12 protein-coding genes are annotated in these 14,372 nt (G+C 70.7%); 6 read left to right on the forward strand and 6 right to left on the reverse strand.

Going from position 1 to position 14,372, the window contains the following annotated elements; translation table 11 throughout:
* Window positions 1-33: 33 nt before the first annotated feature.
* The 3 genes from QM774_RS03675 to dxs all read left to right on the forward strand — a co-directional run bounded on the left by QM774_RS03675 (window position 34) and on the right by dxs (window position 5,260).
* A complete protein-coding gene (locus QM774_RS03675) occupies window positions 34-2,043 on the forward strand; it encodes an APC family permease (protein ID WP_414974594.1) in 2,010 nt (669 codons plus the stop codon).
* Window positions 2,040-3,308 (forward strand): class I SAM-dependent RNA methyltransferase, encoded by a 1,269-nt coding sequence (locus QM774_RS03680; RefSeq protein ID WP_414974595.1) that lies wholly within the window; start codon window positions 2,040-2,042, stop codon window positions 3,306-3,308. The genes QM774_RS03675 and QM774_RS03680 overlap by 4 nt, the downstream gene beginning before the upstream one ends.
* Window positions 3,309-3,376: 68 nt before the next feature.
* Window positions 3,377-5,260, forward strand: coding sequence for a 1-deoxy-D-xylulose-5-phosphate synthase (dxs, locus tag QM774_RS03685; RefSeq protein ID WP_414974596.1), 1,884 nt, complete (start codon window positions 3,377-3,379; stop codon window positions 5,258-5,260).
* Here the strand turns inward: dxs and QM774_RS03690 are convergent.
* Window positions 5,214-6,434: an HRDC domain-containing protein gene (locus QM774_RS03690; RefSeq protein ID WP_414974597.1), complete on the reverse strand. Its 1,221-nt coding sequence runs from the start codon at window positions 6,432-6,434 to the stop codon at window positions 5,214-5,216. The two genes, dxs and QM774_RS03690, sit on opposite strands and share 47 nt — an antisense overlap.
* The gene (locus tag QM774_RS03695; RefSeq protein WP_414974598.1) at window positions 6,431-7,066 is read right to left on the reverse strand and encodes a DUF3000 domain-containing protein; all 636 of its coding nucleotides are present in this window, start codon (window positions 7,064-7,066) and stop codon (window positions 6,431-6,433) included. Before QM774_RS03695 ends, QM774_RS03690 begins: the two co-directional genes overlap by 4 nt.
* Window positions 7,067-7,190: 124 nt before the next feature.
* Between QM774_RS03695 and hemE the strand changes: the two genes are divergently transcribed.
* Genes hemE through hemQ form a run of 3 tightly spaced genes read left to right on the forward strand, consistent with a single transcriptional unit; the run spans window position 7,191 to window position 10,314 of the window.
* Window positions 7,191-8,231 carry a uroporphyrinogen decarboxylase gene (gene hemE / locus QM774_RS03700; RefSeq protein WP_414976580.1) on the forward strand — a complete coding sequence of 347 codons (1,041 nt, stop codon included), beginning with the start codon at window positions 7,191-7,193 and terminating at the stop codon, window positions 8,229-8,231.
* Entirely contained in the window at window positions 8,228-9,592 is a 1,365-nt protein-coding gene (gene hemG / locus QM774_RS03705) for a protoporphyrinogen oxidase (protein WP_414974599.1), read from the forward strand. Before hemE ends, hemG begins: the two co-directional genes overlap by 4 nt.
* A gap of 26 nt (window positions 9,593-9,618) precedes the next feature.
* Complete coding sequence (hemQ, locus tag QM774_RS03710; RefSeq protein WP_414974600.1) at window positions 9,619-10,314, forward strand: hydrogen peroxide-dependent heme synthase; 696 nt, start codon at window positions 9,619-9,621, stop codon at window positions 10,312-10,314.
* Between the two features lie 3 nt (window positions 10,315-10,317).
* Here the strand turns inward: hemQ and msrB are convergent, their stop codons facing one another.
* The 4 genes from msrB to QM774_RS03730 all read right to left on the reverse strand — a co-directional run bounded on the left by msrB (window position 10,318) and on the right by QM774_RS03730 (window position 14,365).
* Entirely contained in the window at window positions 10,318-10,755 is a 438-nt protein-coding gene (gene msrB, locus QM774_RS03715; RefSeq protein WP_414974601.1) for a peptide-methionine (R)-S-oxide reductase MsrB, read from the reverse strand.
* The gene (locus tag QM774_RS03720; protein ID WP_414976581.1) at window positions 10,752-11,939 is read right to left on the reverse strand and encodes a glycosyltransferase family 87 protein; all 1,188 of its coding nucleotides are present in this window, start codon (window positions 11,937-11,939) and stop codon (window positions 10,752-10,754) included. Before QM774_RS03720 ends, msrB begins: the two co-directional genes overlap by 4 nt.
* 94 nt (window positions 11,940-12,033) lie before the next feature.
* On the reverse strand, window positions 12,034-13,581 hold the full coding sequence (locus QM774_RS03725; protein WP_414974602.1) for an alpha/beta fold hydrolase: 1,548 nt from the start codon (window positions 13,579-13,581) through the stop codon (window positions 12,034-12,036).
* A 10-nt stretch (window positions 13,582-13,591) separates the two neighbouring features.
* Window positions 13,592-14,365 carry a dihydrofolate reductase family protein gene (locus QM774_RS03730; RefSeq protein ID WP_414974603.1) on the reverse strand — a complete coding sequence of 258 codons (774 nt, stop codon included), beginning with the start codon at window positions 14,363-14,365 and terminating at the stop codon, window positions 13,592-13,594.
* Window positions 14,366-14,372 lie beyond the last annotated feature (7 nt).

Raw genomic sequence — 14,372 nt, forward strand, 5'->3', positions numbered from 1 at the left:
GACGTTACCCTTCGCGACGCCTAGTGTTGCGGGGTGCCCAGCAAGACCAGGATCCGGACAGCGGCCAAACGCCTCGTCGTCGGACGCCCGTTCCGCAGCGACGATCTCGGCGAAACACTCCTCCCGAAGAGGGTCGCTCTTCCCGTCTTCGCCTCCGACGCGATGTCATCGGTCGCCTACGCGCCGCAGGAGATCTTTCTGGTCCTGTCGGTCGCCGGCATCAGTGCGTACGCCTTCGCACCGTGGGTCGGTCTGGCCGTCGCCGTGGTGCTCGTGGTGGTGGTCGCCAGCTACCGGCAGAACGTGCACGCGTACCCGTCCGGCGGCGGCGACTACGAGGTGGCGACCGTCAACCTGGGGCCGAACGCCGGCCTGACGGTCGCGGCTGCCCTGCTCGTCGACTACGTGCTGACGGTGGCGGTGTCGGTGTCGTCGGCGGCGGAGAACATCGGTTCGGCGATCCCGTTCGTGCACGACCACAAGGTCTGGTTCTGCATCGCCGGCATCGCCTTCATCGCGGCCGTCAACCTGCGCGGCATCAAGGAGTCGGGTGTCGCCATGGCGTTCCCGACGTACGCGTTCATCGCCGGGGTGGTGGTCATGCTGATCTGGGGCTTCACCCAGATCTTCGTGATGGGTCGCGACCTGGTGGCGCCGACCGCGCAGTACGAGCTGGTCGGTGAACCGAACAAGCTGACCTCGCTGGCCATGGTGTTCCTGGTGGCCCGGTCGTTCTCGTCCGGATGTGCCGCGCTCACCGGTGTCGAGGCGATCAGCAACGGTGTTCCGGCGTTCCGTAAGCCGAAGTCGCGGAATGCGGCGACGACGCTCCTCATGCTGGGCGGGCTGTCGGTGGCGTTGCTGCTGGGCATCATCCTGCTGGCCGAACGACTGCACGCCAAGTACGTCCTGGATCCGGTGAGCGAACTCCACGGCATCCCCGACCACTATCAGCAGATGTCGATCCTGGCGCAGCTGGCCAAGACCGTGTTCGCGGGCTTCAGTCCCGGCTTCTACGTGATCGCCGCGGTGACGGCGCTGATCCTGTTGATGGCCGCCAACACCGCCTTCAACGGCTTCCCGGTGCTCGCCTCGGTGCTGGCGCAGGACCGGTATCTGCCCCGTCAGATGCATACGCGCGGCGACCGTCTGGCGTTCAGCAACGGCATCCTGTTCCTGGCGTTCTCGGCGATCGCCATCGTCGTCGCGTTCGGCGCCGAGGTGACGACACTGATCCAGCTGTACATCGTCGGGGTGTTCGTGTCGTTCACCCTCAGCCAGACCGGCATGGTGCGGCACTGGACCCGTCTGCTGAAGACCGAGACCGACCCGGACGGGCGGCGCCGGATGATCCGGTCGCGCATCGTGAACGCGATCGGCATGGTGATGACCGGCACCGTCCTGGTCGTGGTGCTGATCACGAAGTTCCTGGCCGGCGCGTGGATCGCGGTGCTCGCGATGGTCGGCATGTTCGTGCTGATGAAGGCGATCCACCACCACTACCGGTCGGTGGAGCTCGAACTGGAACGGGCCGCCGAGACCGACGACGGCGTGCTTCCCAGCCGCACCCATTCGATCGTGCTGGTGTCGTCGCTGGCGTTGCCGACCCTGCGCGCGCTGCGCTACGCCCGGGCCACCCGGCCGGACGTGCTCGAGGCCGTCACCGTCAACGTCGACGACCGCGATACACGGACACTGGTCTCCACATGGGAGTCGAGTGATCTGAGCATTCCCCTCAAGGTGGTCGCGTCGCCGTACCGCGAGGTGACCCGGCCGGTGATCAACTACGTCCGCCGGGTGCGACGCGAGTCGCCGCGCGACGTCATCACCGTCTTCATTCCCGAATACGTGGTCGGCCACTGGTGGGAGCAGATCCTGCACAACCAGTCGGCGCTGCGGCTCAAGACCCGTCTGCTGTTCGAGCCGGGCGTCATGGTGACGTCGGTGCCGTGGCAGCTGGACTCGTCGGATCGTCTGGCCAGACGCGGCGACGAGGAGTTCACGGCGCCCGGCGACACCCGCCGCGGACTGGGACCCTCGTGACCGACACCGTCGACCTGGCGGTCAGCGGATTCGCCAACGGCGGAGACGGCGTCGCGCACGACGCCGACGGGCGGGTCGTCTTCGTGGCCGGCGCCCTGCCCGGTGAACGGGTCCGCGCCCGGATCGTGGACCGGCGGTCGACGTATGCGAAGGCACAGACCGCCGAGGTCCTGGACGCGTCGCCGCATCGGATTCCGGTCGCGTGCCCGGCGGCGGCCGCCGGCGCCGGCTGCTGCGACCTGGCCTACGTCACCCCCGAGTACGCCGGAGGGCTGCGTGCCGACGCCCTCGGCGACGTGCTGGCGCGCATCGGCCGGTTCGATCCCGACCGTCTCGCCTTCCCCGAGGTCGCCGAGCTCGACGACGACCCGGTCGGCTGGCGGGTACGGACACGGCTGGCCGTCGACGCGCGGGGCGCGGTCGGACTGCGCGCCTGCCGGTCGTCGGAGGTGGTCACGGCGCGCTGCAGCGGCCCGGTCGCGGGTCTGACGGACGGACTCGACGACCTCCCGGTGACACCGGGCGCCGACCTGGTCGCCGCCGTGGGCGACGACGGGCGACGGCAGGTCGTGGAGCTGGCGCCGATCCGCACCGCCGCCGGCCGCGGCCGCACCGCGGCGCAGCGGGCGCGCGCCCGCCGGTCGGCGCCGCGCACCGAGACGGTCCTCGACGGCGACGGTCTGGTGTCGTACCGGGTCGGCGAGCGGACCTGGACGTTGCCGGCCACCGGATTCTGGCAGGCCCACCGCCGGGCACCCGAGGTGTACGCGCAGACCATCCGCGACTTCGCGGCACTCGTGCCCGACGTCGCGACCTCCACCGGACTGCGGGTATGGGATCTGTACGGCGGTGCCGGGGTGCTCGGCGCCGCCCTCCTCGACGGTGCGGCGCAGGGCGGGCCGGCGGTCGCCGGTATCGACCTGGTCGAGACCGCGCCCGCCGCACTCGCATTGGCGGAGGACACCCTCGCCGACGAGCCCGTCACCACGCACCGCGGCGCGGTGGAGGCGGTCGTCGGGAACCTTCCCGCCCCCGATCTGGTGATCGCCGATCCGCCGCGCTCGGGGACCGGTGCGGCGACCGTCGCGGCGATCTGCGCGGCCGGACCGGCCGGCGTCGTCCACGTCGGTTGCGACGCCGCCGCCTTCGCCCGTGATCTCGCCGCCTACGTCGCGGCCGGATACCGCCTGGTCGCATGGCGTGCGTTCGACGCCTTCCCGCGGACCAGTCATGTGGAGGCGATCGCCGTTCTCCGGAGTCCGTAGACTGGATCGGACGGCACCACAGCCCGGTTGCCGACGACGAGTGCCGAAGTAGAGGAGAGTGCACGGACATGGGTGTGCTTGATCGGGTGGATTCACCGGCTGACGTGCGTGCCCTCGACTCGGCCGAGCTCGCCGAACTCGCCACCGAGATCCGCCGCTTCCTGATCGAGAAGGTCGCGGCGACCGGCGGTCACCTCGGCCCGAACCTGGGCGTCGTGGAACTGACCCTCGCCCTGCATCGCGTGTTCGATTCGCCCACCGACCCGATCCTCTTCGACACCGGGCACCAGTGCTACGTCCACAAGATCGTCACCGGCCGCAAGAACGGCTTCGACACCCTGCGCCAGCGCGGCGGCCTCACCGGCTATCAGGACCGTCACGAGAGCCCGCACGACTGGATCGAGTCGTCGCACGCCTCGGCCGCGCTCTCCAACGCGGACGGCCTGTCCAAGGCCTTCGAGCTGCGGGGCGAGGACCGCACCGTCGTGGCCGTGGTCGGGGACGGCGCCTTGACCGGCGGCATGTGCTGGGAGGCGCTCAACAACATCGCGGCGTCGCACCGGCCGGTGGTCGTGGTGGTCAACGACAACGGCCGCTCGTACGCGCCGACCATCGGCGGTCTGGCCCGTCATCTGTCGGCGCTGCGTCTGCAGCCCGGCTACGAGAAGGTGCTCGACGGCGGCCGCAAGCTGCTGCGCTCCGTGCCGGTGATCGGCGACCCCGTGTTCGCGGTGCTGCACGGACTCAAGAGCGGTGTGAAGGATCTCGTCGCACCCCAGGCCATGTTCTCCGACCTCGGCATCAAGTACGTCGGCCCGGTCGACGGCCACGACCTGGACGCTCTCGAGGAGGCGTTCGGGCAGGCCAAGGCGTTCGGTGGTCCGGTGATCGTCCACACCGTGACCCGCAAGGGCATGGGGTACGCGCCGGCGGAGAACGATCACGCCGAGAAGATGCACGCCACCGGCAAGATGGACACCGCGACCGGCATGGCCCACGCGGTGTCCGCCGAAGACTGGACCTCGGTGTTCTCCGAGGCCCTCTGCGACGAGGCGGCCCGGCGCGAGGACATCGTCGCCATCACCGCGGCCATGCCGGGACCGACCGGACTGTCGGCGTTCGGTGAGCGTTTCCCCGACCGGATGTACGACGTCGGCATCGCCGAACAGCATGCGATGACCTCCGCTGCCGGCCTCGCCCTGGGCGGGATGCATCCGGTGGTGGCCATCTACTCGACCTTCCTCAATCGCGCCTTCGACCAGCTCCTGATGGATGTGGCGCTCCTGAAACTCCCGGTCACCGTGGTGCTGGACCGGTCGGGTCTGACCGGCCCGGACGGCCCCAGCCACCACGGGATGTGGGATCTCGAACTGATGTCGATCGTTCCGGGCATGCGGGTGGCCGCGCCGCGGGACGCCATCCGCGTCCGCGAGGAGCTCGGCGAGGCGTTGCGCATCGCGGACGGGCCGACCGCCGTGCGCTTCTCCAAGGGCGAGGTGCCGCAGGACATTCCGGCCGTCGATCGTCTGGTCGACAGTGTGGACGTGCTGGTCCGTCCGGACGGGCCGGCCGATGTACTGATCGTGGCCGTCGGTGCCTTCGCGCAGGCCGGCATCGACGCGGCGGCCGGGCTCGTCGACGAGGGCATCCGCGCGACCGTGATCGATCCGCGCTGGGTGCTGCCGGTGCCCGACTCGATCGTGCAACTGGCCGGAGACCACCGTCTGGTCGTGACGCTCGAGGATGGCGCGGTGCACGGCGGCGTCGGCGGTGCGGTCGCCGAAGCGCTGTCGGCGTCGGCCGTCGACGTCCCGGTACGCCGGCTCGGCGTGCCGCAGCAGTTCGTGCAGCACTCGTCACGCGACGAACTGCTGGGTGACTTCGGTCTGACGCCCGATCAGCTGGTCAAGACGATTGCGGCTGATCCGCGGCTCGCAGAGCCTCGGCGATAGCCTCCGCGGTCAACGACCGCTGCCACGGCCGGGCCGCATGGTCGGCCAGCCAGGCGTCCACGGCGCCGGGATCGGCCGGACTCAGGCCGGTCCAGCACAGCTCGCGCACCACGTCCGGGGCGAGGAGGTTCTCGGCCGGCAGACCTTCCCGATCGGCGATCTCCTTGATCGCGGGCCGGACTTCGTGTGCACGGCGTGCGGCCGGCGGATTGCGCTGGTCCCAGCGGTTGATCGGCGGGGGTCCGACCGACGCGGCCTTCCGCGGCGGCAGGTCCTTCTCGTCGAGCGCCTGGGCGCGGGCGATCGCCTTCATCCAGGTCGTGGCCTGACGTCGCTGCCGCGGTCCGCCGAACACCGGCAGCCGGGTCAGGGCGGCCTCGTCGACGGGGGAGGCGGTGGCCGCGGTGATGATCGCCGAGTCGGGCAGCACCCGGCCGGGTGCCACGTCCCGGCGCTCGGCGACCTGCTCGCGGGCCGTGCAGAGTTCCCGCACGATCGCGAGCTGACGCGGATCGCGCAGCGTGTGGATGTTGGAGGTCCGGCGCCAGCGGTCGGTCTTCGGCGGGGCCGGCGGACGGTGCAGGACGTAGTCGAACTCCTGGGCCGCCCACTCGGTGCGCTCCCGGTCGGCGAGAGCGGCGGCGACCGCGTCACGGAGCTCGATCAGCACTTCGACGTCCAGGGCGGCGTAGTTCAGCCAGTCGTCGGGCAGCGGCCGGTGAGACCAGTCGGCGGCGCCGTGCCCCTTCGCCAGGCCCAGGTTCAGGAACTCGGCGACCATCGCCGCAAGGTTGACCTTGGGGATACCGAGGAGTCGTCCGGCCAATTCGGTGTCGAACAGATCGCGGCAGACGAAACCCAGCTCGGTGAGGCAGGGAAGGTCCTGGTCGGCGGCGTGCAGGATCCATTGGGGTCCGTCGAGCGCCTCGATCACCGGGGCGAGCGCGTCCGGATGTTCGATGGGATCGATCAGGAAACTGCCCGATCCGGTCCGCTTGAGCTGAATCAGGTAGGCACGCTGCGAGTAGCGGTAGCCGCTGGCACGCTCGGTGTCGACGGCGATCGGCCCGGTTCCGGCGGTCAGACGGCGGGCAGCGTCGGCGAACTGCTGCGGCGAATCGATGACCTCGGGGACGCCGTCGGCCGGTGCGGTGAGCGGTGCGGGCTCGCTCACTGGGCGGAGGGACGGCCGAGGGTGGCGACGCCGGCCGGGGGCAGGCCCGCCGCGTTGGACAGGACCTCGCAGAACGCCTCCAGGTGACCGGCGAGATCGGAGCTCGCGGCCGTCCACGAGGCACGCAGTTCCAGCTGGTGCGCCTGCGGGGGACCGGCGATGTCGCCGTACCGGACGGAGGTCGTGGAGGTGACGGTGCCGCCGAGGGCGACGACCGCGGGAACGTCGCTGCCGAGCGGCGGCAGCGACTCGGTCGCCCCCTCCGGTACGCCGAGCGCCTCGGACAGCCAGCTCCAGGCGACCTGCGGCAGCATGGGATCGGTCGCCAGCTCGGCTTCCACTTCGGCCTGGATGAACGCGACGAGGCGGAACATGCCGTTCCAGGCGTCCTGACCGGAGGGGTCGTAGAGCAGGACCAGTCGTCCGAACGCGCTGCCCGAGGAGTCGGTCGGCACGATCGCCGCGTCGGCATCGGGCGGGGCCACCTCGACGCCGAGCGCATAGCTGTAGGGGGCCAGGCGCTGGGGCGGGCGGATCGATCCGACCTCGATCTCCGGTCGCACCACGGCTCGGTGCAGGGACTGCACCGCTTCGCGGAACTCGTCGGGTTCCGTCTGTGCTCCAGTAGTCACATGCGTCACAGTAGGCAACAGGTGGCGCTCGATCACGCAGGCGCGCCGAAGCGGACGATCCGGGACATGGCAGAGTTGGGGTATGAGTTCTTCGGTGGTCGGTACCCGTCGGTCGTCGGCGGAGATGCCGTTGATCGCCGCCGCGACCGGGCAGGTCCCGTCGCGACGTCCGGTGTGGTTCATGCGGCAGGCCGGCCGGTCACTGCCCGAGTACCACGAGGCGCGGGCCGGCCGCGGCATGCTGGAGTGCTGCTTCGACCCCGAACTGGTCTGCGAGATCACCATGCAGCCGGTCCGCCGGCACGACATGGACGCCGCCATCCTGTACTCGGACATCGTGGTGCCGCTGCGCGCCGCCGGCATCGACCTGGACATCGTGCCCGGTACCGGTCCGGTGATCGCCGACCCGATCCGCACCGCCGAGCAGGTCGCGGCCATGCCCCGACTCGATCCCGCGTCGGTCGGCGCCATCGCGTCGGCGGTCGGTCTGCTGGTGGACGAACTGCCCGCAGCCAAGGCGCTCATCGGTTTCGCCGGTGCGCCGTTCACCCTCGCGTCCTACCTCATCGAGGGCGGACCGAGCCGCAACTACGAGCGAACCAAGACCATAATGCTGGCGGAGCCCGAGCTGTGGCACCGCCTGATGGGATCGCTCACCGACATCACCATCACCTTCCTGAAGGCGCAGATCGAAGCCGGCGTCGATGCGGTCCAACTGTTCGACTCCTGGGCCGGAGCGTTGAGCGAAGCCACCTACGAGACGTACGTGGCACCCCACTCGTCGCGGGTGATGGCCGAGATCGCCGGCTGCGGGATCCCGCGCATCCACTTCGGGGTGGGCACCGGCGAACTGCTCGCCGCCATGACCCGCGTCGGACCCGATGTGATCGGCGTCGACTGGCGCGTGCCGCTGGACGTGGCCGCGCAGCGCGTCGGCTGCGGTGCCGGCGGCCGAGACGTCGCGGTCCAGGGCAACCTCGACCCCACGGTGCTGTTCGCCGGCGACGCGGTGATCGAGCGGGAGCTCACGCGGATCATCCGGGAAGGCGAGCGCGCCGTCGATGCCGGAGCCCGCGGTCACATCCTCAACCTCGGCCACGGGGTGCTGCCGAACACCGACCCGGACGCCATCACGCGTGCGGTGGAACTGATCCACACACTGTGAAGGTCGCCGTCGTCGGCGGCGGAGTCTCCGGACTGACCGCGGCACACGAACTCCGGCGCCGTCTCGGCGCCCACGCCGGGATCGACGTCTACGAGTCGTCGGAACGCCCCGGCGGCCTGCTGTGCACGCGGACGATCGGCGGGCAGCCGTTCGACGTCGGTGCCGAGGCCTTCATCGTGCGCCGCCCGGAAGCCGTCGAGCTGGTCGCGCAACTCGGCCTGTCCGGCGAGGTGGTCTCCCCGGGTCCGCTCCGCCCGGCGATCTGGTCCCAGGGCCGGCTGCACGCCGTTCCCGCCCCGGCGGTGATGGGCATCCCCGCCACGGCCGGGTCACTGGGCGATCTGATCGATGACGACGAACGCGCGGCGATCGAGGCCGAGGCCCGTCGCCCGCTGGACTGGGCACCCGGCGCACCCGTCTCGGTGGGTGCGCTCGTGCGGGATCGCTTCGGCGACGGTGTGGTGGCGCGCAGCGTCGACCCGATGCTCGGCGGTGTGTATTCGGCCCTGGCCGACGACCTGGGCCTCGCCGAGACCGTCCCGGCCCTGGCCGTGGCCCTCGACGACGGCGCGCCGTCGCTCACCGCCGCCGTCGGTTCCCTGACGTCGGCGCCCAAGGCCACCGGTCCCGTGTTCGGCACGCTCCGCGGCGGCTACCGGCGACTCGTCGACGCGCTCGTATCGGCCGGCGGCGCGACCGTCCTCCTCGACGCACCGGTCACCGGAATCACCCCGGACGGCGCCGGCTACACCGTGGACACCGGACACCGGTCGGCGCGCTACGACGCCGTCGTCGTGGCCGTGCCGCCGTGGAACGCCGCACCACTGCTGTCGGTGATCGCGCCGGAGTCGTCGGCGCTGCTGGAAGCGGTGGAGCCCGCCGGTTCGGCGGTCGTGGCCTGCGTTCTGGAACCCGGCAGTCCGCAGCCCGAGCATTCGGGCATCCTGGTCGCGAGCGACGCCGACACCTTCTCGAAGGCGGTTACCCTGTCGACCCGGAAATGGCCGCATCTGGACGCGTCCGGTTCTCCGGCGCTGCGGGTGTCGTTCGGGCGTCTGGGCGATCCGGTGACGGTGGACGACCGAACGCTCATCGACCGCGCGACAGCCGACCTGGAACGCTTCTTCGCCGCCGTCGGGCTGGCCGCGCCGGCGGTCGCCGACGTGGCGGTGCAGCGCTGGCCGCGCGGCATCCCGCACTACGGTCCCGGCCATCTGACGGCGATGGCCGAGGCCGTCGCCGCCCTGCCGCGGGGCATCGGTCTGGCCGGTGCCGCACTCGGCGGCGTCGGCGTCCCCGCCTGCATCCGCGCCGCGCGGTCTGCGGCCGATGCGGTGGCAGGCGGCCTGACCGGAGCCTGAATCCGCGCCGGTGGCAGGATGGGGTCATGGCTCGCTTGGACTACGACGAACTCAACGCCACCATCCGCTACCTGATGTTCTCGGTCTTCAAGGTCCGTGCCGGGGAACTCCCCGAGGACCGGACGATCATCGCCGCCGACACCGAGAAGTTCTTCGACGGTCTGGCCGACAAGGGTGTGGTGGTCCGCGGCGTCTACGACGTGGCCGGTATGCGTGGAGACGCCGACTTCATGATCTGGTGGCACGCGGAGACCATCGAGCAGCTGCAGGACGCCTACTCGTCGTTCCGGCGCACCACGACGCTCGGCAAGACGAGCGATCCGGTGTGGAGCGCCTCGGCCCTGCACCGGCCCGCCGAGTTCAACAAGGCGCACATTCCGGCGTTCCTGGCCGGTGAGGAACCGGGCGCCTACGTCTGCGTCTACCCGTTCGTGCGGTCCTACGAGTGGTACCTGCTGCCCGACGAAGACCGCCGCAAGATGCTCGCCGATCACGGCAAGGCGGCCCGCGGGTACAAGGACGTGCGCGCCAACACGGTGCCCGCCTTCGCCCTCGGCGACTACGAATGGCTGCTGGCGTTCGAGGCGCCCGAGCTGTACCGGATCGTGGATCTGATGCGTGACCTGCGCGCTACCGAGGCGCGCTACCACGTGCGGGTGGAGATCCCGTTCTTCACCGGGCCGCGGGTGGCCCCGGCCGCACTGGTGCAGACGCTGCCCTGACGTTCAGGCGTCGCCGGACCCCTGATCGAGGTCCAGGCACACCGAGTTGATGCAGTACCGCAGGTCGGTGGGGGTGTCGTAGCCCTCGCCGGCGAAGACGTGCCCCAGATGGCTGTGGCAGTTCGCGCAGAGCACTTCGACGCGGCGCATGCCGAGCGAGTCGTCGACGCGTTCGATCACCGAGTCGCCGGCGAGCGGCGTGAAGAACGACGGCCAGCCGCAGTGCGACGCGAACTTGCTGTCGCTGCGGAACAGTTCCGTGCCGCAGGCACGGCACCGGTAGATACCCGGGGTGGTGGTGTCGGTGTATTCACCGGTGAACGGCGCCTCGGTGCCCGCACGCCGGAGCACCCGGAACTCGGCGGCCGACAGTCGCTCACGCCAGTCGGCGTCGGTCAGCGCGCCCGGATCGGCGGGATAGTCGCGGTCGGTGGAGGTCATCCCTCCACGGTAGCCGCGTTCGTGACGTCGGGCACCGTGCTGCTCTCCGACGGCCCCTGGCCGGCGAGATTCGCGGCCCGCAGGTCGAGCCAGCGGAACAGCAGGACGCAGAAGACGACGACCATCAGCAGCGACCAGCCGAACGTGACCTTCGAGTAGTCGAGCCAGCGGCCGAGAGGCTCCCAGCGCTTGGAGGTGAACGAGTCGAAGGTGAGGCAGCCGTAGAGCGCGAGCCAGGCCGGCCAGTTGCGGACCACCGATCCCGGACGCAGCACCGTCAGGACCATCGGGAACAGCAGCATCGAGTAGTAGCCCTGACCGAGTGAACCGACCAGCCACAGAGTGGTCAGGAGGACACCGGACGAGGTGGTCAGCCACAGCAGGTCGTCGCGCTCGCGGTAGTAGCGGTACAGGAACCAGAGCGAGAAGACCGCCATCGCCAGGAAGGCGATGCGCAGCAGCAGGATCAGCCAGCCGGCGACACCGAAGTAGGCGCCGAGTCCGGTGATGGAGCTGTTGTAGTAGTCGCGCGATTCGAAGATGTACGGCGCGGTGCGTTGGATGAAGTCCATCGGATCGGTCACCAGCGGCCAGGCGACGGCGTTGAGCACGACGGGCACGCCGATGGCGGTGATCAGGATCTTCGGCTGCCGGTTGAGGAGGGGAAGCAGCAGCAGCGGGGCCAGCACCGGCTTGACGCACAAGGTCAGGCCGATCATGACACCGGCCCACAAGTCGCGGTGTGCGCGCATGAGCAGCATGAACGCGACGAGGCCGAGGAGAACGAAGGCATTGAAGTTCGCGAAGACGAGCGTGTTCGTCACCGATTCGGTGAGGAAGAAGAACACCAGGATGGTCGGGAACAGCCAGGTGCCGGCGCCCTGCCCGAACAGGCGGCACAGCAGGTACGCCGACGCGATCAGGGCGATGACGCTGGCCGCCAGGAACAGCCAGCGCGCGTGATCGGGGTTCAGCAGCGCGAGGGGGCCCATCAGGAGGGCGCCCGACGGCGGATACAGATAGTGCGGGTCGACGGTCGTGTAGTTCTCCGCGTACAGCGGCAACCGGTTCAGGAAGTTGTACGACGCGTTGTAGACCGGCACGAAGTCGTCGGTGCGGGCCCCGTTGATCGCCAGGATCACCGTGCGCTGGAACATCAGCATCACGGCGATCGGCCACAGCATGGACCGCAGGATGCGGCTGGTGTCCAGGCGCGGGAACAGGGTCGACCCGATCGAAACGTTCACCCGCGCACCGTACTACACCGGGTGTCGCCGATCAGGAAGGACATACCCGCTCACCAGCGCCGGAGAGCGGCTCGCTGCCCAGGTATTCGACGACGGTGCGGACGGCGCAGTCGCTGTGCGCCACCACCGAGTAGCCGAGGCCGTCCCAACTGACGGTGTTCGCGTTCGCGCCGGCGGTGATCAGCAGCGGGGTGAGACCTTCCGCCGCCTTCGCACCGTTCACGGGGTCGTCGGCGCCGACGAACACCAGCGGTGCCACCGGGAAGCCGGTGGGCGCCGTGGCGGCGTCGGCCACACCCCAGCCGTCGCAGCGTGCCAGGCCGAGTGCCGCGCCGGTCGCGGTGATCGGGGCGTCCTTCGACCAGTCCTTCGCCATGGACGGCAGCTCGTCCAGGCCGGGCCGGCCGACGAGGTCGTTGCACGCCGACACGAGCTGGCCGTCGGAGGCGCGGAGGTCGCGGCCGGTGTCGGCGAGTGCGCGCAGCGGTCCGGCATCACCGCCGTCGGCCTTGCTGATGGCGTCGGCCAGCTTCTTCAGTCCCGCGGTGCCGGTGTCGCCGACCGCCAGCGCGGTGGTGACCGCGGTCAGGATCGCGGTGTCCGAGAGGCCGGGCAGGGTGCCGGCGGCGCCGGCCTGCACCACCCGCCCGATCATGGCGATCCCGTCGGCGCCCAGGGAGCAGCCGGCCGCCGAACAGCGGGATGCGAAGGCGGCGAGGGTGTTCTGCAGGCCGTCCGCGCGGGCCTGGGCGGCGTCGGTGGCCTGGGTGTTGAATCCGACGGGGGAATCCAGGATCAGGCGCCCCACCTGATCGGGGTGCGCCGCCTGATAGGCGAGCGCCACCGACGATCCGCTGCCGACGCCGAGCAGAGCCAGCCGGTCGACACCCCACGTCGTCCGCAGGGTCTCCAGATCGGCGGCCGCCGCCGACACCGAGTACTCGAGCTGGTTCGGTTCGAGCGTGTCGTTGCAGATGTCGGCACCCTGCCGGGCCGATGCGGCGAGGGCGGTCACCCGGTCCTGGACGTCGCGATCACCCGAGGCGGCATCGTTGGTGAGGGTGGTGCGCTGGTCCTTGGTGAGACAGTCGACCGGCGCCGAGAGGCCGATGCCGCGGCGGTCGACGGCGACGATCGGGTGCCGGTCGACCAGGGGGCGGATCTGGTCGTCGGCGAAGAGCAGCGCCAGGCGGGACGCCGGAAGGTCGCTGCCGGTGACCAGGACGATCGGGGCCGCCGCGGACGGGGTCGCGGAGGTGGAGACCTTCACGATGCCCAGACGCAGGTCGTCGCCGCCCTGATCCTTCGGGTCGACCGGAACCGACAGCCGGGCGCAGGCGACCTTGACCGCGGAGGGCACGTCGACGCCGTAGCCGGAGAGCTTGCTGCCGCACGAGGAGTACTTGAGGTCGTGCTGCGGTGCGGCGATCCCGGGAAGCTGTGTCTTCGAGGTGCCGCCGCCCGGGTTGTCGCCACGGACGATGCCCGGTCCGACGTCGGGTCCGGCGGTGCAGCCCGTCAGTGCGAGTACACCGGCCGCGGCGAGCGCGAGCGCGGCACGGGAGCGGGGCAGGGGCATGTCCGCGAGCCTACCGACCCGGGTGCGCGCAGTCCCACAGGAAGTAGAGGAAGCCTTCGTCGTCGCCGATGAGGTGCCGGCACGTCGCCCCGAGCGGAGCGCCCGGGACCGCGGTGCCGTGCGCGATCCGAGGGCCGTCGCCGCCCACCAGGCGAGGGCTGAGAGTGAGGGCCAACTCGTCGACCACGTTCTCGGCGAGCAGATCGGCGAACAGGCGCGGTCCGCCCTCGCAGAGGACGTCGTCGTGGCCGCGGTCGCCGAGTTCGCCGAGCAGCCGGCGCATCTCCACTATGTCCGAACCGCAGTCCAGGAGCGTCGCACCGGCCGCGGTCAGCCGTTCCCGGCGATCGGCGGGTGCGCTCGTGCAGGTCGCGACGACCACGCCCGGACGGGTGACGGTGTCGTAGTCCGGGGGGATGTCGAGCGAGCGTGAAGCGAGGATCAGCAACGGGGTGTCGCCGCGCCGATTCGGCTTCGGCACCCGGTAGCCCTCGGTCACCGCAGTGCTGGCACCGACCAGGATGACGTCGGCGAGCGACCGGAGGACCCCGAACAGAAGGCGGTCGCCGTCACCCGCCAGGCCGCCGGATCGTCCTGCGGCCGTGGCGGATCCGTCGATGCTGGCGACGAAGTTCACCCGGACCCGGGGACGTTCCGCCGGTCGCGGCCCGGCCGGTGCGTACTGCCCGGCCAGCCACTCGGTCAGCGCCGCATCGTCGTGGCCTGGGGATTCGGGCACCGGGGCGGCGGCTGTGACCTGGGTCGCTTTCTGCAGGAGGAACATCAGTCCA

The sequence above is a fragment of the Gordonia sp. (in: high G+C Gram-positive bacteria) genome (assembly GCF_047600565.1).
Taxonomy (GTDB): Bacteria; Actinomycetota; Actinomycetes; order Mycobacteriales; family Mycobacteriaceae; genus Gordonia.

What these genes read in the sequence shown, in the direction of transcription:
- dxs (WP_414974596.1), top strand. Translation starts at nt 3,377, where the DNA reads ATGGGTGTGCTTGATCGGGTGGATTCACCGGCTGACGTGCGTGCCCTC.
- hemE (WP_414976580.1), top strand. Translation starts at nt 7,191, where the DNA reads ATGCCGTTGATCGCCGCCGCGACCGGGCAGGTCCCGTCGCGACGTCCG.
- hemQ (WP_414974600.1), top strand. Translation starts at nt 9,619, where the DNA reads ATGGCTCGCTTGGACTACGACGAACTCAACGCCACCATCCGCTACCTG.
- msrB (WP_414974601.1), bottom strand. Translation starts at nt 10,755, where the DNA reads ATGACCTCCACCGACCGCGACTATCCCGCCGATCCGGGCGCGCTGACC.
- QM774_RS03720 (WP_414976581.1), bottom strand. Translation starts at nt 11,939, where the DNA reads ATGCTGTGGCCGATCGCCGTGATGCTGATGTTCCAGCGCACGGTGATC.
- QM774_RS03725 (WP_414974602.1), bottom strand. Translation starts at nt 13,581, where the DNA reads ATGCCCCTGCCCCGCTCCCGTGCCGCGCTCGCGCTCGCCGCGGCCGGT.
- QM774_RS03730 (WP_414974603.1), bottom strand. Translation starts at nt 14,365, where the DNA reads ATGTTCCTCCTGCAGAAAGCGACCCAGGTCACAGCCGCCGCCCCGGTG.